Annotated in this window: 18 protein-coding genes and 1 riboswitch; of the genes, 8 read left to right on the forward strand and 10 right to left on the reverse strand. The window is 42.5% G+C overall.

The genetic code is table 11. The annotated features are described in order from the left end of the window. Positions 1 to 75 precede the first annotated feature (75 nt). The gene (locus COR50_RS19115) at positions 76 to 600 is read right to left on the reverse strand and encodes an RNA polymerase sigma-70 factor (protein ID WP_098195479.1); all 525 of its coding nucleotides are present in this window, start codon (positions 598 to 600) and stop codon (positions 76 to 78) included. A gap of 261 nt (positions 601 to 861) precedes the next feature. Next, positions 862 to 1,050, forward strand: a riboswitch (cobalamin riboswitch). A gap of 314 nt (positions 1,051 to 1,364) precedes the next feature. Here COR50_RS19115 and COR50_RS22365 point away from each other — a divergent pair. The 4 genes from COR50_RS22365 (at position 1,365) to COR50_RS19130 (ending at position 2,513) form a co-directional block, all read left to right on the forward strand. After that, complete coding sequence (locus tag COR50_RS22365) at positions 1,365 to 1,514, forward strand: hypothetical protein (protein WP_157761010.1); 150 nt, start codon at positions 1,365 to 1,367, stop codon at positions 1,512 to 1,514. Between the two features lie 28 nt (positions 1,515 to 1,542). Further along, the gene (locus COR50_RS19120; RefSeq protein WP_098195480.1) at positions 1,543 to 1,779 is read left to right on the forward strand and encodes a cysteine-rich CWC family protein; all 237 of its coding nucleotides are present in this window, start codon (positions 1,543 to 1,545) and stop codon (positions 1,777 to 1,779) included. Continuing rightward, a complete protein-coding gene (locus COR50_RS19125; RefSeq protein WP_098195481.1) occupies positions 1,776 to 2,162 on the forward strand; it encodes an acyl-CoA thioesterase in 387 nt (128 codons plus the stop codon). The genes COR50_RS19120 and COR50_RS19125 overlap by 4 nt, the downstream gene beginning before the upstream one ends. A gap of 96 nt (positions 2,163 to 2,258) precedes the next feature. After that, positions 2,259 to 2,513, forward strand: a complete 255-nt coding sequence (locus tag COR50_RS19130; protein ID WP_098195482.1) for a hypothetical protein — start codon at positions 2,259 to 2,261, stop codon at positions 2,511 to 2,513. Between the two features lie 61 nt (positions 2,514 to 2,574). Here COR50_RS19130 and COR50_RS19135 read toward each other — a convergent pair whose 3' ends face one another. The 4 genes from COR50_RS19135 to COR50_RS19150 form a co-directional block, all read right to left on the reverse strand. Next, entirely contained in the window at positions 2,575 to 3,657 is a 1,083-nt protein-coding gene (locus COR50_RS19135) for a hypothetical protein (protein ID WP_157761011.1), read from the reverse strand. A 5-nt stretch (positions 3,658 to 3,662) separates the two neighbouring features. Next, complete coding sequence (locus tag COR50_RS19140; protein ID WP_098195484.1) at positions 3,663 to 6,122, reverse strand: hypothetical protein; 2,460 nt, start codon at positions 6,120 to 6,122, stop codon at positions 3,663 to 3,665. A gap of 387 nt (positions 6,123 to 6,509) precedes the next feature. After that, positions 6,510 to 8,231, reverse strand: a complete 1,722-nt coding sequence (locus COR50_RS19145; protein ID WP_098195485.1) for a glycoside hydrolase family 9 protein — start codon at positions 8,229 to 8,231, stop codon at positions 6,510 to 6,512. A gap of 111 nt (positions 8,232 to 8,342) precedes the next feature. Beyond that, positions 8,343 to 11,213: a TIM-barrel domain-containing protein gene (locus tag COR50_RS19150; protein ID WP_098195486.1), complete on the reverse strand. Its 2,871-nt coding sequence runs from the start codon at positions 11,211 to 11,213 to the stop codon at positions 8,343 to 8,345. 314 nt (positions 11,214 to 11,527) lie between these two features. Here COR50_RS19150 and COR50_RS19155 point away from each other — a divergent pair, with 314 nt between their 5' ends. Continuing rightward, on the forward strand, positions 11,528 to 15,652 hold the full coding sequence (locus tag COR50_RS19155) for a hybrid sensor histidine kinase/response regulator transcription factor (protein ID WP_098195487.1): 4,125 nt from the start codon (positions 11,528 to 11,530) through the stop codon (positions 15,650 to 15,652). A 134-nt stretch (positions 15,653 to 15,786) separates the two neighbouring features. Here COR50_RS19155 and COR50_RS19160 read toward each other — a convergent pair whose 3' ends face one another. Beyond that, positions 15,787 to 16,215: a DUF3592 domain-containing protein gene (locus COR50_RS19160; protein WP_098195488.1), complete on the reverse strand. Its 429-nt coding sequence runs from the start codon at positions 16,213 to 16,215 to the stop codon at positions 15,787 to 15,789. Between the two features lie 1,242 nt (positions 16,216 to 17,457). On the opposite strand from COR50_RS19160, the gene COR50_RS19165 reads away from it, so the two are divergent. After that, positions 17,458 to 19,350 (forward strand): M1 family metallopeptidase, encoded by a 1,893-nt coding sequence (locus COR50_RS19165; RefSeq protein ID WP_098195489.1) that lies wholly within the window; start codon positions 17,458 to 17,460, stop codon positions 19,348 to 19,350. Positions 19,351 to 19,601: 251 nt separating this feature from the next. Here the strand turns inward: COR50_RS19165 and COR50_RS19170 are convergent, their stop codons facing one another. Then, entirely contained in the window at positions 19,602 to 19,988 is a 387-nt protein-coding gene (locus COR50_RS19170; RefSeq protein WP_098195490.1) for a VOC family protein, read from the reverse strand. 98 nt (positions 19,989 to 20,086) lie between these two features. Between COR50_RS19170 and COR50_RS19175 the strand changes: the two genes are divergently transcribed. After that, entirely contained in the window at positions 20,087 to 20,647 is a 561-nt protein-coding gene (locus COR50_RS19175; protein ID WP_157761012.1) for a hypothetical protein, read from the forward strand. Here COR50_RS19175 and COR50_RS19180 read toward each other — a convergent pair. From COR50_RS19180 to COR50_RS19190, 3 genes are all read right to left on the reverse strand, one after another. Further along, a complete protein-coding gene (locus COR50_RS19180) occupies positions 20,637 to 21,032 on the reverse strand; it encodes a nuclear transport factor 2 family protein (protein ID WP_098195492.1) in 396 nt (131 codons plus the stop codon). The two genes, COR50_RS19175 and COR50_RS19180, sit on opposite strands and share 11 nt — an antisense overlap. A 77-nt stretch (positions 21,033 to 21,109) precedes the next feature. Then, the gene (locus COR50_RS19185) at positions 21,110 to 22,822 is read right to left on the reverse strand and encodes a DUF885 family protein (protein WP_098195493.1); all 1,713 of its coding nucleotides are present in this window, start codon (positions 22,820 to 22,822) and stop codon (positions 21,110 to 21,112) included. 107 nt (positions 22,823 to 22,929) lie between these two features. Beyond that, the gene (locus tag COR50_RS19190) at positions 22,930 to 23,151 is read right to left on the reverse strand and encodes a DUF3820 family protein (RefSeq protein WP_098195494.1); all 222 of its coding nucleotides are present in this window, start codon (positions 23,149 to 23,151) and stop codon (positions 22,930 to 22,932) included. Positions 23,152 to 23,296: 145 nt separating this feature from the next. Between COR50_RS19190 and COR50_RS19195 the strand changes: the two genes are divergently transcribed. After that, positions 23,297 to 24,559, forward strand: a complete 1,263-nt coding sequence (locus tag COR50_RS19195) for an amidohydrolase family protein (protein ID WP_098195495.1) — start codon at positions 23,297 to 23,299, stop codon at positions 24,557 to 24,559. The last annotated feature ends 68 nt before the right edge of the window (positions 24,560 to 24,627 follow it).

A 24,627-nucleotide genomic window follows, 5' to 3' on the forward strand; every position in this document is an offset into this window, starting at 1 on the left:
AGACAGTAAATGATAAAAAAAGGGTAGGCGAAATGTTAAAAAAAATAAAAAAAACATAACACCGGCTGAACTTTATCAAATAAAATTCGCTACCAGGGCTAATATGAATAATAAATAAATATGTAAACATTTTTCCCGTAAGAATTGGTAGGCAGCCTTAACATGCCATTTTACGGTATTGATAGAAATGCCAACCTTATCGGCAATCTGCTGGTAAGTAAATCCGTCCTGGATAGAAAGCAAGAAAATCCTTTTTCTCTGATCGGGCATACTTTCTAAAGCGCTGTAAATATTTTGGTAAAACTGTTCCCGCGCCTCGTGGTCGGTTGATAATTCAGGGTGGTAACTAAATTTTTGCTGGTGGGCTTCCAGGCGTTCCTGTTTTTCGATATAATTGAGACTAGCATTCCTAACCGCTTTCACGGCATAAGCTTCAAAGCTTCCCGTAATAGCTAGTTCATGGCGCTTTTGCCAGCACTTTGCAAAAAATTCCTGCACCACATCCTTCGCCGCCTCTTGGTCGCCCAATATATTAAAGGCTACCACCTGGAGTTTTTTAAAATTCGTGCGGAATAGTAACTCGAAAGAATCCAATCTCAACGGTCCAAAAGTAGTTTGATAATTACCCTAATATTAGCAAGTGAATCTCCTAAATAAGTAGCGTTAAAACTATGAAATTAATAATTAATTAAAAAATCTATCCTTTCCATAAAGTATATCAAATAGAAATCAATAATTATATTATTGCATTTACATATAGAACTTTCTCGGTTTCTAATAGTAAAATGTCATTTTTTGAATACATATAAAAGTTTACAAGATCAATTTTCCGCGTCGAATGCCGTATATTTATCCAGGTTCTTTACTGGATTCGTAACAGGTAGCCTTCAAAGGCTTTTAATAAGGAACCGTGTGCAAATCACGGGCTGACGCGCAACTGCAAGTAACATATATCTCCTCGCCCCCGTGTAATTCATGGTACATACCTGTATGGGAAGAGCGGAAAGGACGTTACAAGCCAGGATACTTGCCACGTTATTGAAAATGACACATGCTTTCGCGGATTGAAGCAATAGTCGGAATGTTGGCCGTTTTTATCGCACCCGTACTTCCCCTGTGGCTTACACTGCTTTCCCCCGGCATAACAAACGCTTCACACCGGTTTTACACGCTCGTTACCCGGAAGTTTATAGATTATAATTCATTATTACTAAATTTTAACCGGGGAGCAATTTGATCCCTCAATAGTTCGATTCAATGTTCATCTGCTCGTTTCTTGTACTTTTTTGCTTGCCCAAAAAAGGGCATAAATTGGCCATTTCGGCCACCAATTTGATCGCTCGATCTGGCCATTCTATTACTGTATGGCCAAGCTACCCTTCGCTATCAACGGTGCGAAGTTCCACGGTTCTCTTGGCGGGGGGGTGAATGTATCATCCTTCGCTTATATCCTTGACCAGGTAAGAAATTCAAGTACCTTTAAAGCATTTTTAGCCGGACAAAAATGTTTATAATTGGTAAAAAAACCATAGCGCTACCTATATGGCCTGTCATGAAACTAAATATTGCGAACGTTGCCATGCAACTTTCGAATGCAAACTGGGCAATATCTTGCAATGCCAATGCAACGGTATCCGGTTGAGTGATGAAGAAAAGGAATACCTGGCCGCACATTACAAAGATTGCCTTTGCCGGGATTGCCTGGAAGCTATAAAACAGGAAGCCAGGATTAAATCCAAATGGCAATCCTTATTCAATTTATTAAAATGGAGAAAATGACTTTAGAAGAAAGAATAGAACATGCTAAGACCAGTATATTTAAAGCGGTGTTCCCAAATACTACGAATCATTACGATACACTCTTCGGGGGCACTGCTATGCACTTGATGGATGAGGTTGCCTTTATTACCGCGACAAGGTTTTCTAGGAAAATGGTAGTTACCGTTTCCAGCGACCGGATCGATTTCAACAAACCAATTCCTAGCGGCACTATCATAGAATTGATCGGCCAGGTGATACATGTAGGAAATACCAGCATGAAAGTATCCGTGGAAGTTTTCACCGAGGAAATGTACTCCGATAAACGGGAATTATCCATTCACGGTACCTTTACTTTTGTAGCCGTAGATGATACTAAGCACCCCGTACCAATCCTGGGTTAAGAAATCCAGGTTTCTCAAGTAAGACTTGATAATAATTGGAATCAAAAAAGCATTGTGATAATTTTATTCTCATTGTTAGAATAAAACTTTCAGAACATGATAGCCATGCAAATTGATTCCGGGGTGATGGATAAAATTGTCCGGGAAGAGCAGTTTAACTTCCTGTCCGAATACCGGTTAGAGGATTTTGAACAAGAACAGGAGCAAATAATGATGGCTATATTAAGTAGCCCTTATTTCACGAAGTGTACTTCGGATGAAAGGATTGCGGCCATCCGTTTTTACCTGGGAATGATGGAACGGTTACATAACGAGATTGAAGATCGTAAAGGGAACGGAAGGGTAATTTGAGCGCTGAAGGGACTAAGTAGGAAACACGGCGCCATCATCTAAATTCAAGCTTCGCGATCTTTCATTTATACACGAACCGGATTTTTTTGATCTCCCCGCCTTGAGTACTTTTTACAACCAATTCGTACAAAGCGCCCTTTTTCATACCCTTTACACCCGCAAAGGAGAATTGAATGTAATTATACCCATTGTTCAAAGGATAATCGGGGTGATAATTTACTTGCAGGTTTACATCACTTATGCAATTCAGCACGTAATCTAATTTTTGACTACCGGCGGAATTATCCAAGCCAAATGTTAAACTATCACTTATGAGCAAGGGCGTTTCATCAGCATACCTGTCGATGTTCCCCAATGCAACCGTAGCCGCAATATCTTCGGCAAACGGTGCAACTTTAAATTCCCATACTTCGGAAGCAGATAAAATAACATCATATTTATACGCAAAAACCTGCCAAGCATATGATTTACCCGGCTGCAAATCCCGGGCATTAGGGGGATAAAAATATATAGGTCCTTGTAACTGCCATTGGTTGACGATAGCCATGTTATAATGCATCGCTTCTACCTTATCTTGGCCGGGCTTTATCTCCGCGATAACCAAGCGGTATTGAATGCCCACTATTGCCGGGAAGATCGGTTGCCAAGTAAAAGTAGGTTTCAACTGTTGAATATCCTCTTCTTCGAATGGTTCGGATAACAATAACGGGGAGAAAGGTTGTAAATGATAATCGAAACATTGTTCCTGGCTGCCGGTTCCCTCCCCTTGTTCCAAGATTTGGAAACAGTATTCATATTCCCCTCCAGGGAAAATATTGGCTTGGCGGATTAACCGTGCAGCTTCCTGCTGTCCAAATTCAATGGCGGAATGGTGAACCAAGCCCGGCAGGGGCACACTCACACCCGGGTACATTGTAAATACCGGGGTTGTTAAAACCAATAATTGTCCTTGTTTCGCCTCTGAAACCGTTACCCTGAGTTGGATCGATGCAGCCGAGGTACCCATGTAATTGATTTTTACCATCATCAACCCATCAATGCTTCTCCCTTGAACTTCCGGCATAAATGTAAAGGAGTATTGCGCTTTCGTTGCAAGACTAAAAGTGAGGCAAATTAAAAACAATATCCATTTATATTGACGCATAACGATTAATTCAACAAATAATACAATGATAGATCCGCCCTAAACTTCCCGTATAAATAATTTTGGCTCGAATTCTTAAAATTATGCCTGAGATCTGCACTAGCTTGAACAGCCCAGCGACTTTTAAATTGCCAGTTGACTTGTTGTTTTATCCCTGCCTGCTGTACTACATCTTTATTATCCAGGTAATTTATCCCGCTGGTTGCTTGCAGCGTAGGCTTCAATATATAAGTATAACCCAGGTCCGCTGTAAATAAATTTCCATATACCGCCTGTTGCTTCATATCACGGTTATAAAATAGGGAAATGCTTAAGAAATTTTGTTTCAAGGCCATCGAAAGCTGGGTGTTCATATTGATGAACTCGCTATGTACAGGTTGCCAGCCCGATTCGTAACGCATCTGCTGCAAACCGAAACTACTGTAATTGAAAACCCTTTTACCAAACCACTTCCCTTGCCATTGCGAAGCAAGTGATCCCCTCCTATTCACGAATACATCACTATTCACACCGTCTTGCCTGCTTGATGAACTTGAGGATACATACCTTCCATACAAGAACCAACGCCTAGATACTTTATACCTGCCATCTACTGAATAATTCCAACTGCGCCATTTACTTCCCGTGACAACAGATCGCGCCATATCTTTTAAGCGACCCCGGAACTGGATCATACCGCGTTTTTCCAGGATTGATTTTTTAAGGTTCAAACCGTATTGCCAAGCGCCGCGCAAAGCATAAGGATTACCGGGATTGTTATATCCTAAACCGGAATAACCGACATGAAATGCTTGTTCCAAACCCCAGGGTTTTACTGTACCGGAATAGTTCAAATTAACGGCGGCCGTCATCCAAAAATCATTGAAGAATTGCCCTATTGCCGCTTTGGATATATTGGCATATTCCTTCGAACTATTGCTAATAGTATTGAATTGGCTAGATGATTTGGAGATACTCGCATTAAGGCGACCCAATTTGCCCATATAGATTTGCGTATTCAATCCACCCACGAAAACATTCTGATTCACGGAGCGACCTACAAATTGTCCCCTTTCCAGGTTCTTGCTGAATGTATTTAGTACTTCAATTTTCGCATTATTAAGATGCTGCTTTCCTATACCCAGCTGAAGGTATTGGAAATTATATGATGCCGGCTTCAAACTACCCATGAACATTTGTTGGCTTAAGCTTAAATCCCGCCTCGTTCCCAGGGCAGCGGCAAACCGGTACTTGCCGATATCGATACTTGCAAATCCACCCGCCACGAAAGCCTGGTTCCAAATACCGCCACTTTGCATTGTAAAATTGCCCAGTGTCAATTGATTCAGCTTTAAAAAAAATCGCTGGAAGCCGTTCAATGGAATTAGCTCCTTGGCGAGGGAAGGAATATTTTTATAATCATAAGCACGTTGATGTTGGAATGAGCGCCAATTCTCAAGTTGTAAGGCTGCAAGATCAATGTCGCCACCGTAAGCGATCTCAGATTTCAATTCCAGTAGAGCAGATAGGTACGCTTCCCTGGTTTCATAAACCAAGAAATCTCCAGGTAAATCCTTATCGGCAGCATCACCCTCTAAAAATGAAGACAATTTCTCCGGATCATAATAATAATATGTCAGAATTAATTTCTGCAATTGCACGCTATCCATATATAGCAGTTGATCCTTGGATACCAATGACCGTAAGGCACCGGCCTGTTTAATAAAATCCGGGCTGGAAAGGATATTCTCCAACCGTGCATTTAAATATTCTTCAACATATTGGTGGTAATCAAAATCCGATAAATAATATTTCTGAAGATCAAAATGATCATGCGTAAACCTTTGCAGCTTTTGCCAATAAGCCTCCTTGTTGAAGGACATTTTAATAAGCGATGCGTTCATACTCCCATCATTCATCCAATCGTGCCCCGATAGATTTGTGAATTGTAACAACATGGGCACCCCGCCAATTTGAATATCATCTGCAAAGCTGATATTATGCCACCATCCTTTGTACAAGCCCAGGGTATCGCTGGTGGCAACTTCCACACCGAGATAACGCGGTTGATTATCCAGCTGCGTCGGGATTGCAAATTGCTTTACCCACCTTCCGCTGTCTTTGAAGGCATACATGGCGCGGAGTTCCTTATCCATGTACCGTGTATTTAAAGCCGTGTCCAGCCCTGCAAACAAATGCTTACCTGCCAAGCCCTTCCTTCTTTCTACGAAATTTTGAAATTGCGCTTTCACGCGATCATCCAATTGCAGGATACTATTAGTCCTGAATGCTTCTGCCGCAAACTTCCAATAATGCACGGGCGCTATATTGTAGCTGCGCTGAAACTGTATAGAATCAATTATTCTCGAAAGTAATAATCCCCTTAACCCCGGGGCTGTGAGCTCTTGGGCATTTACACCAGGAATTACTGCAAAGATTGCAATCAATATGCTGAAAATGATCCTAAATGTAAATCGTCTTGACATAGCTTGGGGATATCAAAATCGCTAAAATGGTAGGTAGAAATATTTGTAGGTTTACGATTATCCTGCCGCCTTCTATTTATTAGCAGGAACCCTAATTGGTTGAGGCCGGGGCTGTTGTAAGAATATTTCTTTTAACTTTTCCAATGCTTGCCGCAATATTTCTTGCATATAAAATCTAATAAATTGTTATTTAGAATAAATCCGTTCCACCAGATACCCTATTAAAAACAAGTATATCATAGCAAAACGATTACAAAAATAACAACATATTATAATTTTTACAAATTTTATTATTTTTTAATTTAAAAAAGGTAGGGAAAACCCTACCTCGTCATTTAAGCATATAAAATCACAAAAGAATGTGCAGGATTTACCCCTGTAAATAGTTTATCTCGATACGTATCCGGCTGTTTGTTTTAACGCCACCAAGGCATTCGTCAAATATACCAACGGGGCATTCCAGTTAATGGCCACCTCGTTACTAGCATAGGAACAAGATTGATCTGTATAAGCCCTAGCTGGTAACTTCGATGGGTACTTGCATCGATCTTGCATACCAGTATTCGGCCCACCGACCAGCCATCCCGGAACAGGATCGGTAATACCATCCGCTTCGGATGGCCTATGATGCGGATGCATGGGCGATTTTTGACCAGCACCCGTAACGAAGCAATACCCCGTTGCATTTTTACCTAGTAGGTAATCTAAGTTTGATAATGCGGCGTCCAGGTAAACCCTGTCGTTACTGAGTTGATAAGCCTTAATCAACAATACTCCCTGGTTCGCGGCATTAGCGTTACTTCCCCAGTTAAAATCCTTGGCTTGATTCCCCATCGGGCATCCATAAGGATTCTGCTGTTGCGCACTGACGAAAGTCTTAGCATAATCCAATAGCCTACTTGCCAACTCCAGTCCCCAAGGCGCCTGGAACCTAAGTAATGTATACACCCCCAGCATATGAACATTAGACCAAGACGGTATTTGAAAGTCCTTATCCAACCATTGTTTCAATTTTTCAGCATACACTGTTTCCGTTGTAGTAACATATAGCTCGCAGGATGCCCAAAACCATTCATCCTCAAATGAGTGATCTCCGTAACCACCGGTCGTAATCTTGGGTTCAAACTTCGTATTGAGCTGATCCTGGTCGTAAGCTACAGCTGGATTCATCAATGCCCATTTATAAGCAGCCCTGGATGCTTGCAAACAGGAATCTGCGAATGAAGGCACCTGATTTCTATAAATCCTGGATGCCTGGGCCATCACCGCTGCAAAATCAAGCGTGGCGGCGGTACCCTTTGCAACAACATACCTCGGTAACCTTGAAGCTGCCGGCATGACCATTCCATCGAAATGGGCATGCGTGCATTTATTATATACCCCGCCATCATCCGGGTCTTGCATGCTAAGCATCCACCTTAGATTGTACAAGCATTCTTCCAACAAGGCAGGTAAACCCTTTTTCGTGGATGGAATATCGATCTGCTGGTAATCAAAATGACCGGGAAACTCTTCATATGCACTTAATAATGTTCCCATAGTGATCCCGCTATTCACGATATATTTATTGTAATCCCCGGCATCATACCAGCCACCGGGAGTACTGATTTTTCTCCCGGCAGGCCGCTTGGAAGTCGCGGCTCCGGGGTGTACCAGTACTTCGTTATCCGGGTGTCCCTCCGCCCTAGCCCATTTCCCAGCATATTTCGCGTCCAGGGGCATGGAAGCCCTTTGAAAATAATATGCTTTTATGACGGACTTTGACAAATGATCGAATACATTTTTTTGAATTTCTACCGGGGTCGATCCCACTCCCGGCACGTACAATTTATAACGGCCTGTTTTTTTAAATGATGAAAAATCTGCTATCCTGACGATTTGATCTGCTAATTCAGCTTTTCGTCCAGCGGGTAAATCGCCCTTGTATACAGTATCTGCATTTGCTCCTAATAAATAGAACCTCTTGGCATTAATATTTCCAATAATTACCGCTTCCTTGGGCGACGCGGGCCAATAACCTAATTGGTTTAATGCAATAGAAGGAACGGGCTCTTGTGCTAACGCATGACCGCCAAACAGGCAACAGAAAATCAATAAAGATCGCATCATGATTCTTACATTTGATCTGTTCCTAATATAATCAAAACTACCGCTCCATACCAACCAAAGGCAAGTTAAATCCCCATGAATTTGAAATTCTTCTTAACAAGAGCCTGGCTATCAAGGATATTGGATCAATATTTTTTTACCCCGGTAAATTTTAGTTGTTGCGGCTGTCGCACTAGGATCAAATGCTTGCGGTTTGCTTGAATTTACCCATACCACTTTGAATTGCCGTTTCTTCAACATGCCTTTAAAACTTCCTTTCCTATCCCCTATCACCAGGCTACGTTTCCCCGCATCATAATGAATCGGCACCTCGCTGTAAGCGCCTTTTTCGTAGTTGTAGTTCGAACCTTCATCTTCATACAGTACAAAATCGGCATCTGCCCCCATATACACGAATAACGTAACCGTATCTGCCGGCTTCTCATCTGTATATTGCAAGTCAGGGCCCATCGGTAAAATTGATCCTGCTTTTACAAAAATCGGCATCCGCTCATAGGGCGCAGCGGCTTTTATTTGCTGGCCCCCTTCATAATATTTGCCGGAATATAAGTCATACCAACCGGCGGTCCCGGGTAGGTATACATCCCTTTCCCTGGCTTTATATGTATAAACCGGGTTGATGAGCAAGGAATTGCCAAACATATATTCATCACCGATATTCTTAACTTTTTCATCGGCTCCGAAATCCATGATCAATGCCCTCATCGGCGTATAATCATCAAAATAGGTGCTCCCCGCTAAGCTATATATATAAGGTAACAACCTATACCTTAACCGGTCATAATAAAGCATACTTTCATAAGCGGGGTGACCGTCCGGAGCAATGTTATAAATCTCGCGGTAAGGAAACTGTCCATGTACCCTGAACACCGGGCAGAACGCGCCAAACTGGTACCAACGGGTATTCAACTCCCTCCACTCGTTTAGATCTTCCCCCTTGGCATGTTCATATCTTTTTTCAACGGAAAACCCTCCGATGTCCATCGACCAATAAGGCAATCCACTCAAAGAAAAATTTAAACCTGCGACTATTTGAGCCTTCATATCAAACCACCTTGAAGCGATATCCCCGCTCCAGATAGTAGCGCCATACCGCTGCGACCCTCCATAACCCGACCTGGTTAATAAGAACACCCGTTGATCGGGATGGGTAGCCCTGGCATTATCATAAATTCCCTTCGCATTTTCCAACGGGTAAGCATTCAATGTCTCGGCAGCGATCCCGGCGGCGGTAAGGCCGATCTGTTCTTTCCTTTTCCCTGGAGATACATTGCTGAGAATATCGGGCTCACTCGCATCCATCCACCAAGCATCTACGCCTAAGGAGCCGATATTTTTGTAAACGAGATCCCAGAAAGCTTTCCTAGCGTCCTTATTAAAGGCATCGTAAAATGTTGACACGTACCCTTTCCCAATCCAGTCCCGCTGCCTATCAGCAATATTCCTTTTATATAACCACCCGCTGTCAGCAAATTTTTGATATGCCGGGATGCCTTCATAAAACTTGGGCCATACGGAGATCATAAAATGAGTATGGTATACATCATGCAACTTTCGAATCATGGCCCCCGGATCGGGAAACCTTTCTGCATCAAATTCCTGGCTCCCCCATTGATCTTCTTTCCAATAGCTCCAATCCAGCACGATATTATCCAGGGGGATCCCTTTCTCCCTAAACTTTTGCACGGTTTCTAAAATTTCTGCCCCCGTTTTATAACGCTCCCTACTTTGCCATTTTCCTAGCGCCCACCTTGGAACGATCGGCGCTTTACCCGTTAACTTGCGGTATCCCGCTATCACTTCATCCAAATTACGACCGTAAACAAAATAATAATCAAGTTGCTGTCCCGCTTCAGAGTCGAAGGAGAACGTATTTTCATTTTTCCCAGGCAGGGGGTTCAACCATTTCATGGTTAGGTAAGATTCTCCCCCGTCGGGGATCCATTCCATACGGAACTTGTACTTCCTCCCTTTTTCCATCGGGATGTTTAATACGGCAGTGCCCGGGTTCCAGGCCTGCCGCCACCTATCGAGAAGCAGCTCACCGTCGATCCACACTTTGACGTAACCTGCATAGGTAAATTTAAATTTATGGTCTCCAGAAAATTCTGAGGCGATCTCACCTTCATAGTTTATTAACCCATTCGCGATGTCGAATGTTTCCGGCAAGTATTTTTTACTATCACCTAAGAATTCGAAAGGAATATTAGAAACGGCTTGTTCTAATATTATATTTTCCGGGTGCCGCTTATCATTGGCATACTTGGCTGTAAGCCAACCGTTTTCCCCGCGGGATGAATATAGCTGTAAGGCATTTATAGCTTGGTATTCCCTGGTATCACCAGCTTTCGTGATAGAATAATTATCCCATAAAATACCGTAATGCTTGCTAGACACCATGAAAGGTATGGCAACTTCCGTGTTATTTTGAAAGAAAAATACCTGTTGATCCCTGTAATTAAATATCCCGTCTTGATGTTGCCCTAAACCGTATATAGCTTCTCCCGGGCTTAATGCAAAATCTTGCTTGATCTTCCATGAAGGCTGCCCGCCGTATACTTCGGGTTTAAACACGCGGCTGTTCACTTTTTGTTCTGCGGCAATAATATTCCCTTGCCGGTCCATGAATTGAATAAAGCCCTTATCCTTACTTACTTTTACAACGAGCTTGGCAGTCGTTAACACGATGGCATCGCTTTCTTCTTCCATTTCCCAATCCACAGTTGATGCAGCCCTCGCTACGGTCATAAAGCCAAGTAAACCCGGTACCACTTTCCCTGGGCTAGCCATCACGCGGATTATATCGTCCGAGATGACTTGTAAACGGACTTCCCGGGTATTTCCCGTGTAGTTTGCCGAAGGATATACGATAACCCCATCAGCCGTTTTTATAAAGCCCTTGTCATTAGCATGGGCAAATGTGGAAAGATGTAATGAAAAAACAAGTCCTACCCATAAATAGTACCGGAATAAACGTGGCATAATGATTCTGTTTAACGAAGCTAATTTTCGCTATCGTGGAATTATTTAAACTGGATCGAAGATACAATGCCCCCTTTAGGCCAATGGTACGGATATGATTAAAGATAGGTGATCAAATGTTAACTTGCAGGATGTAAATCAAGGGTATAATTTGTATACCGAAGTCCTACCATGGCGCATTACAACCAATTCACAACCACCCCTAAGCCCCTGGAAAGAAACATTTCATAGAAAAAAAACATTCATTAAATTTGGTTGAACCGGTTTAACCGGAACCGTTTAACGGCTTTTCCTGCCACGATGCATATAACGTTATGAAAGATTTCCTTAGATATTTACCTATCTGTATTTGCCTTTGTGTTTTAGCCCAGGCCAGCTTTGCCCAGATCCAGTTTAACAGGATGGATACCCGGCAAGGATTGTCTCATAACCAAGTAAATACGGTATTCAAGGACGATTTCGGTTTTATATGGATCGGCAGCCCGGCGGGACTCAACCGTTTCGATGGTTATACCTGCAAGGTTTTCCGCCATAAACTAAATGACAGCACTTCTCTTAGCGACGATAATATACTGGAAATCCAGGGCGGCCCTGGCGGTTTACTGTGGATCCGTACACTTGAAGGGTTTAACCTGTACGATCCCAAAACGGAGCAAATAAACCGGCATCCCGAACTATGGCTGCAAGAAAACCATTTACCCACACAAAATTTAAGAAGGGTCGTAAAATTAGCTAGCGGATACGCTTTCATTTATGATGCCAGCTTGTTTTTATTCAAAAACGGCAGTAAGGAACCTATAATTTATACATTGCCAAGCGGAAAAGCATTGATAACGGATATAACCCAAGATCAACAATTACGCTATTGGCTCGTGTTCAACGATGGCAGCCTCGGTATCTTGGATGCCAACCTTCAGCATTCTATTCGTAATACGGGACCAATACACCCGGCCAATCCCGATTATTCGTACCGATTATTTATCGACCACCGCGGGAATGGATGGTTTTATGCTTCCGGTACCAATACCGGCGCCTGGTTCTACGATGCCAACAAGGACGAATTGAAAAACTACTCCGATAAAAATACTACTACCGCCTTGAACAATAACCTAATCAACGGCATCGTGGAAGATGATAAAGGTGATATATGGCTGGGCACCGACCATGGCGGAATAAATATCATCCATCCTTCAAACGGGGAAATCCGCTACGTTACAAACCATGAAGACGATGAAAAAAGTCTTTCACAAAATAGTGTTACTTGCATGTACAAAGATCGTGAAGATATGATCTGGGTAGGTACTTTTAAGCGGGGCGTTAATTTTTATAGTAAAAACATCCTGAAGTTCCCCTTGTATAAACACAGTCCTAATAATGCTAAAAGTTTGCCTTACAATGATGTAAACCGCTTCGTTGAAGATCATAAAGGTAACCTATGGATCGGGACAAATGGCGGTGGGCTGATCTACTTTAACCGTGAAACACAAAGTTTTACGCGGTACAAACACCAAGCGGGTAATTCTAATAGTTTGGCCAATGACGTTATTGTAAGTATGTGCTTAGATCATAGCGGGCAGTTATGGATCGGGACATATTACGGAGGATTGGATCGCTTTGACGGCAAAACCTTCACCCACTTCAAACACGACCCCATGCAAACAGGCAGCATTTCGGATGACCGTGTTTGGGAAATTTACGAAGATAAAGATCATCGCATTTGGGTAGGTACATTAACCGGCGGACTAAACCGTTATGACCCGGCTAGCCACCGGTTCCAACATTTCAAGAGTGGCCCCGGATCCATACAATCCAATTATATCGCCGCACTGATGGAAGATCATAAAGATCAACTATGGATCGGCACCTCTACGGGGATTGACGTTTACAATAAGAAAACCGGAGTCTTCCGGCATCTCGGGGCAGCTCAAAAGCTAAGTAATGAAAACGTGATCAGCATCTTGAAAGATAGCCGGGATCATATTTGGGTAGGCACCCGCGACGGTTTAAACCTCTGGGATGATGTAGACCGGACCTTCAGGGTATTCCGGCAGGAATCCGGCTTGCCCAGTAATATGATCCTTAATATCCTGGAAGATTCCAACGGCAGGTTATGGTTAAGCACACCCAATGGTATATCCAAAATCAAGGTTCAAAAAAATACTGCCGGGGATGTCTCTATCCACTGCAATAATTTCGATGAAAGAGACGGGTTGCAGGGACGTGAATTTAATGAGAACGCGGCGCTTACAACCTCTAAAGGAGAGCTGGTTTTCGGCGGCCCCAATGGATTCAACATCGTGGATCCTTTGCAAACCGTAACCGATGCAAGTGTTCCACCAATTGCATTCACGGAGTTGCAGCTATTCAATAACAATATCCAAGCCGGGGATACCGTCGGCAACCGTATCCTGTTGAAAGAATCTTTACCGGCTACCCATGCTATAACCCTAAAGCACAATGAAAACGTGTTCGCTATCAGTTTCGCGGCACTAGGCTATGCCAATGCAAGCAAACACCGCTACGCGTTCAAGCTGGAGGGTTTCCACGAAGATTGGCTTAGCCTTGACCAGTATTCGCGAAGGGCCAGTTTCACGAACCTTGATCCCGGTAATTACACGTTAAAAGTGCGTTTCACCGGCGAAAATGGAGAATGGCATGAAGCGGGGCAAACATTGGGTATCACGATCCTACCACCGTTTTGGAAAACAGGTTGGGCCTATACAACTTATGGTATCTTGTTAATTATTCTGCTATGGGTAGGCAGGCAAATGATTATTAACAGGGCACACCGCAGATTCGCATTAGAACAGGAAAGAAAAGAAGCGCAGAGAACCCATGACTTAGACATGATGAAAATAAAATTCTTTACAAACGTTAGCCACGAATTCAGAACACCGTTGTCATTAATACTCTCTCCCCTTGAAAAGATATTGCAAAACGTGCAAGAACAAGGCATTCATAAACAATTATCCTTGGTACAAAGAAATGCGAAACGCCTATTAAATCTTGTCAACCAATTATTGGATTTCCGCAAGATGGAAGTGCAGGAATTGAAAATCCAGCCAAGCAAAGGCGACCTGGCAGCCTTTATTTATGAAGTCTGTATTTCCTTTAATGATATCGCTGACAATAAAAAAATTCAATTTAGTTATCATAGCGATGTAACTCATTTATATACCAGCTTCGATCATGATAAAATAGAACGCATTTGTTTTAATATACTTTCCAATGCTTTCAAATTCACTCTTCCCGGCGGGCAGATAAAAGTAAATGTACAACGGTTAATAAACGGGGAACAGGAACAATTACTTATACAATTTACCGATACCGGGATCGGGATGGAAGCTGGTAAAATAGATAAGATTTTCGATCGTTTTTACCAAGAAGATATGACCGCGAGCGTGATTAATCAAGGCAGCGGCATCGGGCTAGCCATCACAAAGGAATTTGTTAAGCTATGCGGCGGCAGTATCAGCGTGGCAAGTGAACCCGGCCGCGGAAGCACCTTTTCCGTTTACCTACCCTTCAAAGAAATTGTATCGATTGATGCCGAACCGGCACCAACACCGCAGGAAGTAACAAGTTCCATAAATGTAAAACAAATAGCTGCGAACAAACAAGTTAGTAAGTCGAAGCAACAAAAAACATCGATTTTAATAGTTGAAGACAACGATGATTTTAGGTTTTATTTAAAAGATAACCTGCAAGCTTATTTCCATATAATTGAAGCTTGTAATGGTAAAGAAGGTTGGCAAAAAATATTATCCCAACACCCCGCGCTGGTAGTCAGCGATGTAAGCATGCCGGAAATGAACGGCCTGGATCTTTGTAAAAAAATTAAAAACGATACGCGCACCCAACAAGTCCCGGTGATATTACTAACCGCCTTATCGGAAGAATCGCAGCAGGTGGAAGGACTGGCCTCCGGGGCGAATGACTATATTACGAAACCGTTCAGCTTCGAGATATTACATAGCAAGATCAAAAACGTCATCGCGCAGCAAAATTCTTTGAAAAAGACTTATTCGAAACAAGTAGAAGCTAAACCTACGGAGTTGGATATCGTTTCGCCGGATGAGCAGTTCGTTCAACAAGCATTATCAATCATCGAAAAACATCTTGGCGATCCCGACTTTTCCGTTGAAATCTTGAGCAAAGAATTATTTATGAGCCGCGTGGCCGTGTACAAAAAACTCTATGCATTAACAGGCAAACCTCCATTGGAATTTATCCGTTCCATCAGGTTGCAACATGCAGCCCAATTGTTAGAAAAAAGCCGGATGACTGTAGCGGAGGTGGCTTATGAAGTGGGGTTTAACAACCCCAAGTACTTTAGTAAATATTTCAAAGCAACGTACCAGCTTCTGCCAAAAGAATATATTGCGGAATACCGCAAGCTGGAAGCCGGGATTTTCAATGATGATGAGGAGGAGGTATGATGTGAACGGGGATCGTACATAAAATATAAAAGGCCACGGTTGCCCATGACCTTATTATGCGAATTTGATTTTACGTTTTTTATTATACTGAGCGGGCCCTAGTAATGCCGAAGCAAGCCGATACCAGGGTAACTTTACAGGGAAATAATGCTGAACGACTGTAAAATTAACATTGTGCCGAAAACAACCAAAGCGCCACCAACTACCAGGAACAAATATTTCACCCATGCCAAGCTACCCTCTTTTACTTCGAACTCCTCGGGGTTTTCTTTATTATATACCACGGCCAACTTTTGTCCTTTCTTGAAAGACCATGCTGTAGTAACATCATAAGTAGCGGTGATCCAATGATTATCTTTAGTCATGAAACGGATTACGGGAAACTTCAAAGTCCTGTCGGTATAAGTTTCCAAGAAGCCCGACACCCAGCCTTCAGCTTGTTCGCCGCTTGCAAATACCCGTCTAGATTTAATTAACAGGTTCCTGTAAATCGCGAAACAAACAGCCGCGAGAACGAAACAAATTAACGGATCCAAGATATGTAATGGCCCAAACACTCCCATTAGTCTATAAATTTTATAGGAAGATACGACAATTTGCCGGATTGCCAACAAAATATTTCGTTCCGCCCCGGGGGAAATAGCAAGGAACACCGGGCAGTACAAGCTCCAGGGGGGAAATAGCAAACGGGTTCTGCCAGATCTGGCAGAACCCGTTAATCATTATTTGGGGCACTTTTTTAATGCTGGTATGTAAAACTATTGAACAGCTACTTTTTTTGAAGTTATAACGAACTAATTATAGGATGAAGGGCCGGCTACTTTAAAGTCATTAAATAACCCGACCAATTTCGGTGGTTATACGTATCCAATTGTATAACATAATCGTTCGTGATAGTGTTCCTTTTCATAATCTGTTAAGTTGTGGTTAAGTAATATCTTGTCAGTAAGTTGACATTTAGGTATAACAATGCCAATCATATAATAGCAAGGAACACCGGGCAGTACAAGCTCCAGGGGGGAAATAGCAAACGGGTTCTGCCAGATCTGGCAGAACCCGTTAATCATTATTTGGGGCACTTTTTTAATGCTGGTATGTAAAACTATTGAACAGCTACTTTTTTTGAAGTTATAACGAACTAATTATAGGATGAAGGGCCGGCTACTTTAAAGTCATTAAATAACCCGACCAATTTCGGTGGTTATACGTATCCAATTGTATAACATAATCGTTCGTGATAGTGTTCCTTTTCATAATCTGTTAAGTTGTGGTTAAGTAATATCTTGTCAGTAAGTTGACATTTAGGTATAACAATGCCAATCATATGAATCCATAATCATAGCAATAACAGTATGAATGAATAAATTGTTTGCTTTAAAACCAACATTAGCGCTGAGAATTCCGTTGGCATTTCTAAAGCTGAGTAGAAGAGTTGCCCCCTTTACTGTTAATTACACTCGAGTTAGGTTTTGATACTGCTGCCATTTAAATGAAGTCCAGACTGGTAGCGGCACGTTAAGCATTTTACGAAAAACATGCCAATTTTTTAAATGTTACAACATTTACATATATGAAACATAACAAAACCCTTATCCATCCTGAATTTTAACAGAATCTCAAATATTAATAAACTATTATAATTAACATTTTCTTTATTCATTAGCCCATTTTGTCAGCCAATAATTTTCAATTAAATAAGCTCTTTACCGATCATCAAAAGATAGCCCTCCCGGCCTACCGTCTCCAGAAAAACATCTTATCTTGTGCCGGATTTTAAAAGATCGATGGATAGATTTAGCTGAAACATGAAAATAATACGACTTTCTCTTACCTGTGCTGCAATCTTGGTATTTGAATGGGCCGCCGCCCAGGTTAAATTACCCGTACCCCGTAACTTTCAGAATGCCATACATAAAGGCACCCGCACCTTAACCGGCAAACCGGGCGATAACTATTGGGTCAATACTGCTAAATACCGGGTCGATTATAAATTTGATCCCGGTACCCGCCTCGTAAGCGGCAAGGAGGTCATCACCTACATCAATAAAAGTCCTGATGACCTGCAACATCTTACCATCAAACTATTCCCCAATTTATACCAGCAAGGAGCGCCGCATAACAGCTTCATCCGGCCGGAAGACCAGTTTAACGGGGTACAGCTATCCGCTGTAAAAATTAATGGGAATACCGCCTTCAACGGGGACAAGACACCTAAAGGCACCAATTACTTACTTAGGATCCCACCCTTGCACCAAGGAGATAGCGTGGAAATTAGCCTATGCTTTGCTTATACCCTCAACGAGAAATCACATCAACGTACCGGTGAAGTAGAACCGGGGGCCTATTTTATAGCCTATTCATTTCCAAGGGTCGCCGTATACGACGATTTAGATGGTTGGGATCGCACACCGTACCTAGGACAAGATGAGTTTTATAATGACAACAGCGAGTTTGATGTACGCATTACAGTTCCGGGTGATTACGTGGTTTGGGCCACGGGCGACTTACAGAACTACGAAAGCATTTTGACCCCGGCAGTTGCCCAGCGGTACGAGGAAGCCGGGAAAAGCGATAAAGTGATAACCGTTATTGATCCCAAGGATATAAAAAATAAAAAAGTAACGCGCCCCGCAGCTACACATACTTGGCATTTTACGGCGAAAGATGTGCCCGACTTCGCTTTTGCTACCAGCAATCATTACATGTGGCATAGCAGTAGCGTTATTGTTGACAGCACAACGAACAGGCGAACCAGGGTAGATGCCGTGTTTAATAAAAAACATAAGGATTATTTCGATGTCATCCACTATGCAAGGGCTACGGTACATCATATGAGCCATACTTTTCCAAAGTGGCCGTATCCGTATTCACATGAAACCATCTTTGACGGCCTGGACCAGATGGAATACCCGATGATGGTTAATGATAACCCGGTTACTACCAAGGCTGATGCTATAGAACTAACGGTACACGAGATATTCCATACCATGTTTCCATTTTACATGGGCATCAATGAAACAAAGTATGCCTGGATGGATGAAGGTTGGGCCACGATAGGAGAATGGTTAATATCACCGATGATCGACAGCACGATCGTTGATGAATACGGCATTGGCAATTATAGTATGAACGCGGGAAAAGATATCGACATTCCCACGATTTACCCTACGACGCAACAAACTTCCCCCGCATATTTCTTGAATGCCTATGCCAAACCGGCCATGGGATATTTATATGTAAAGGAAATGTTGGGTGAAGAATTATTCAATAAAGCCTTGCATTTCTATATCGAGCAATGGCATGGTAAGCACCCGGCCCCGATCGATTTCTTCCTATGTATGAATATAGGTAGCGGGAAAAACTTGAACTGGTTTTGGAAGAAATGGTTTTATGAAACAGGGTATCCCGATCTTGCCATCAGTAAGGTCAAAATGATGAATACCTCGCAATACAGCTTGATAATTTCTTGCCTGGGGAATAAACCGGTGCCGGTACATCTCGTTATCCACTTCGCAGATGGCAGCAGGGAACATATTAAGAAATCGATAGCAGTTTGGGAAAGGGGCAATAAGTCCATCAACATTACGGTTAGCAGTCCTAAGCCAATAGAGAAATTCGAGTTGACGGATCCCCATGTACCTGACGTTAACAAGACAAACAATATTTACATTTTATCAAAAAATAGCCAGGCTCAATAACCTGGCTATTTTTTTGGTACAACTTTAAAATATTTAATTACCTTTATTGCTTCCCGGCAAAGCATTGAATATCTAGTGGTGTTCGTTTTGCGCGAAGATGATTTTCGGTAGGTAAACTTATGGTTTACTGTAAATCCGGGTAAACCAACCAAGCATTTCGACCCCATTGTTTCAATACACTTAGATTTTGGTTGATGTTAATGGCTATTTGCTTTCTAGTAGATGGGTTGTATGCCGGGAATTTTCTTCTTTTATTTTTCGCCCTGCCCGGGCAATTTAAATGCAGGATTATAAATCAGGCCAATAATATTCCCCCAGGGGTCACGGACGCTGGCTACAACTATCTCACCACCAACATTGGTAGGCACTTCATGGGGAACCGCCCCTTTCGCAATGAAACTTTCATATGCTTCCTCGATCTTATCAACTCCCCAATAGGTAAGCACATTCTCAACTTCAAATTCCCCTTCCTGGGAAGGTTGTAAACCTAGTTCATACCCCGCAATTTCAAATCCAACGTAAAACGCTTCATTGAAATAAGGCTTTTTTCCGAAAACCTCGCTATACCATGCCGTCGCTGCCGCTAAATCCGGCACCTTGTATACTACTGTTCTCAAACCTTCAAATTGGAATCCCATAAAACTTGTTTTTAGTAAAAAATGAGCATCAAATTACCATCCAAAATTTCCATCAAAATATAAAGAAATTTTGTAACTTGACCAAAGTAATTCATGTTATGAAAGGCTACCTACTACTGTTATTGCTGCCAGCGCTATGCTGTGTACGCTCCTATGCACAACAAAGCCCGTCGATGGGGCGTCCGCCTTTTAGCTCCAAAGAAGGCCTCGTTAAAGTCTGCTTCGAGAAGATGACCGATAGCAGCACTTATCAAGATGATAGCGTATACTTACCTGTAAAAGCCTTATCGATGATCGATCAAAATAGCGTACAGGAATTACAAGTAATGAATCATAATGCGGATGCTAACAGTAACAAGAAAATAACCTTATTGGTAAGGTTAAAACGCGGTGTTCATTTCTTAGATAGGGCCATGTTTTTAAAGCGGTATAAAATTCCCAGGAGATTACGTAACCTGCCTATCTGCATTAACCATAGGTTACTGGAGAATTCAGGTACATTTTATATCGATGCCTCGCTGGTCAAAAGGGTAAATATTTCCGGGGAAATCCTGGATGCAGAAATGATCCGCTACCCGGGGCAGCGGTATATAAACATCGTGATTCCAAGGTTTACGGGAAAGTCGAATCATCTTGAGCCGGGAGCCCTCACTGACTGATCTTGTTAAAGAAATTATTTTCTTCTTGCAAACCCGCAACGAGATGTTTACCGGAATAAATTCTACCATCCGCAAACTCCCAAAGTATACACCATTCACCTTCGAAGTCCGTGATACCTGTTTCAGAACGGCTAACATGGTATGCCTGTACCACGTATCGATCGTTAACTCCAACAACCAGGGTTTCATAAGAAAAGTTAAGCAAGATCATGGCATCGAAGAACTTCAAGATACCCTCGATGCCGAGATGTACACCTGCAAATGGATGATTGCCCGGGAAGCTCCAAGTGACGTCTTGAGATACGAGGACGTGCAGCTTGGCCATATCCCTGGTTTTCACCGCTTCGAAAAATTGTTCGATAATTACCAAGTTCCTATGTTCCATCTTCGTTCAGTATTTATATTTAATAATTCATCCCGCAAGACAAAGTTCAAAAGACAGGCCAATTTTTCGTAATCATTTTAATCTAAATCCGCGAAACGCCAATTAGTTTTATAATCCGGATTTAACGGAACATCTATTACCGTTGCCCTGAAAAGCTCGTTGGGAATGGCATTTTCATGAAGATAAGCATCGTGGAATTGCTTGGCAGTCATCTTACCACCTTCTACGACTTCCCGGTAGAGGCTCCGCAGTTGTAAGCCTCCCATCATATATGCAATTTGATATAAAGGTCCGTAATTTCCTTCGAAGGAACGTCTCACTTCGGAGGTAGCGCTATGTTTTTCATGCCCCACCCTATCAACGAGAAAATCTATGCATTGCGATGGCGTCCATTTTCCCAGGTGGTAGTTCAGTGAGAAGATAATTCTAGCGCAGCGGTGCATCCTCCAAAACAATGCACCGATTTTTTCTTCCGGTGTTGCATGGAAGCCTTTATCCCATAAAAGCATTTCCCAATATAAAGCCCAACCTTCTACTGAAAACGGCGTTCTGAACATCCCTCGGTAAGATTTGTACCGCGCGTTCATGAAACCTTGGAGGTTATGCCCAGGGATCAGTTCATGGAAAACGGTTGCATGCGAAAAAGCATAGTTGTTACTTCTCAAGCTCATCATCTTGGTATCGTGATCCATTTCATCCGTTGGGTATGCAATGAGTATAGATTCGCCACCGAGGAAAAAAGGTGCAAAGCGCTGCTGCTCTGCTGTCAACATATTCATCCTCCATAATTCCTTCGCCATTGCAGGTACCGTCACCAGGTCGGCGCTATCCACGTAACGGATCGCTTCATCAGCCAAGCGGTGAATTAATGCCGGTTGTTGACCGGGTGGAACATAATGTTGCTTCACAGCCTCCAAAGCTTTTTTCCAATCATTCCCGTAACCCATTTCGCGGGAGGCTTTCAACATTTGCGCGTCGCACCAAGCAAATTCTTTATTGGCTATCGTCACTAACTCTTCCGGTGAATATGGAATCATTTCATAAGTCAATAATTCTTCCAGGGCAGCTTTCCCTACCGGCGTCCCCTTGATACCGGAAGCATCCGTCACGAGGCTTTCTCGCAAGGTAGCCTCTTGTTTTTGCACGCGCTGCCTGTAATTATTCAATGATTCCTTGGCTGCGGCATAAGGGGCTTTGCACCACCAAGAAAACTGCGGATCGTAGCCGTTATAAAAATTATACACGTAATCGAGGCCAGCTTGTAAAGCGTATAATACCTTGGAGAGGTATTGCGTAGCCGGTATGTTTAAATGGCTCAAATCGGCAGTTTCAAGCAGTTCTTTGGCCGATTTACCGATACTATTAAATTGTTCGGCGGCAGTAACCGCATCCAGGTTATTGCCCCGTTGGCGCTCATTCACCAGTACCATGACCTGCTCTTCGAACGGAAGTAAGGATTTAATGGATGTAAACAATTCCTGTTGCTCCCGGAGTTCATGCTGCGCATGCCGGATCTCCCTTTGTAGCAATAAATAATCAACTTGATCTGACCTGGTTATCGATTTAAAAGGAAGCGAACGGAGCGCTTTTTCCTGGGTATCATAATAGGTTTGCATACGATCAAGATAGCCCGGAACGTATTTAACAGGGTACAATCGATCCAAATCGCGCGTATCTCGTGCCACGCAAAGGATCATTCCCGGCAAATCCGGCTTTCCTTGTCGATCTTGCGAATGAGACGCCGTACTTAGTAGCAAGCAGCAAGCTATCCAAATATAATTCCTGGGCATAGTATAGATTATTTACTTTAATATACTAGCATTGCCTTACAAATTATAATGGTACAACCATATTTGTACAGGATTGGACAAAATTATATTATCAAGGAAAGGCGGCGTTAACGTAAAGGTTTTAATAAATGACCGAGCCCGTTGGTTTTGATGATATGGGCGGTGGATAATAACATTCCCAGCTTGCCTTTGGGAAAACCTTGAGCGGCAAACCATTCCAAGTACGAAACCGGGAGATCCGCAATTTTAACATCTTTGTATTTGCCGAAAGGCATTTTCATCGTAACCAGCTCTTTCAATATTTCCGGGTTAGGCATTGCATTTTCCATACGTATCTCATTATGAAATACAAAAATGCAGAATTTAAATGATAGAATCCTGTTAATCATAAACTCATTCCCGTTAGTTACAGGGTTGACTTGACATTACACGTAGTTTTTTCGTATTTTAACGCATATCAACCGGAATCTTCCTATGCTGCGAAATATCATTGTCGTGGTTATGCCCTTGTTGTGCGTATTAGAAGGGTATTCCCAACAGAAGTTATTATTAAAGAACGGCCAGGTCGTTGATGTTGAAAATGCAACGATACTCCCGGATATGGATGTATTAATCGTTGGTGATAAAATCGAGAAAATCGGGCACCGGCTCGATAGTTTGGAAACTATCCCCAATAGCATCGACGTGGAAGGCAGGTATATCATGCCGGGGCTTATCGATATGCACGTTCATTTACCCGGGACGGACAGTTTGGATATTCCTTTGCAAGATTTCTTCAGGATGTCTTTAACCGCGGGTGTTACCTCGCTGCGTTGCATGCGTGGAAACGCTATGCAATTGCAGTTGCGCGACAGTATCATGAAGGGTTATATCATTGCCCCCAGCTTATACGTTGCAAGCCCGCCATTCCGCGAAAAAGACATACCCGTAGATAGCTTATACGATAAAGTAAAGCAGTATAAAGACAGCGGTTATTTGTATATCAAGTACTTACACCATACAACAGCGGGATACTATGATAGCCTCGCCCATATTTGCAAGGAACTTGAAATACCGTTGGTTGGACATATGCCAAAGGAAGGACTGGCCGTGGCCTTAAAAAACCATCCGCTAACGGTAGAGCATTTGGATGCTTTTGAAAAACAATTGCTTGCGAATAGTTCATTACTCCGCAAGCAATTAAAACAATTCGCGGATAGCGGCTTGTATGTTTGCCCGGATCTATATTGGTATTATGTCAATAGAAAAGTAATTCCCAAGGATAATATCGAGAAGAAAAGAGGATTGATGGAACTGCCGGAACAAGTGGTACGGCACTGGAAGACCTGGTATTTCTCAAAACCCGTTCCAGATGCTGAAAAACAGAAAGATGTCGCCTTTATCATCCGTCTACAAAAGTTAGTTAAGCAAATGAGTGATGCCGGTATCCCCTTGCTAATTAGTCCCGGGGATGAATATTTCATTATTCCCGGTTACAGCTACTTGGAAGAGTTGCTGCTTTTCAAACATGTAGGCGTGCCGGATGCGAAGATCGTTCAAGCAGCTACGATCAATGCCGCGAAAGCTTTAATGGATGATGCACATATAGGAAGCATCAAGGAAGGGAAATATGCCGATATCCTCGTATTGCAAAAGAACCCGCTGGAAGATATCACTACCTTATTGCAACCGAGGATGGTCATCGTAAGGAATAAATTTATTTCAGCATCCGGGGAATTGGCGAATGTGTTACAGTGATTTAAAAGAAAGGCGGCGGAATTTATTATCTCCATTGAATTCTTGATTAAAATATAAAGGGGGAAATG

The organism is Chitinophaga caeni (assembly GCF_002557795.1).
GTDB classification, from domain to species: domain Bacteria; phylum Bacteroidota; class Bacteroidia; order Chitinophagales; family Chitinophagaceae; genus Chitinophaga; species Chitinophaga caeni.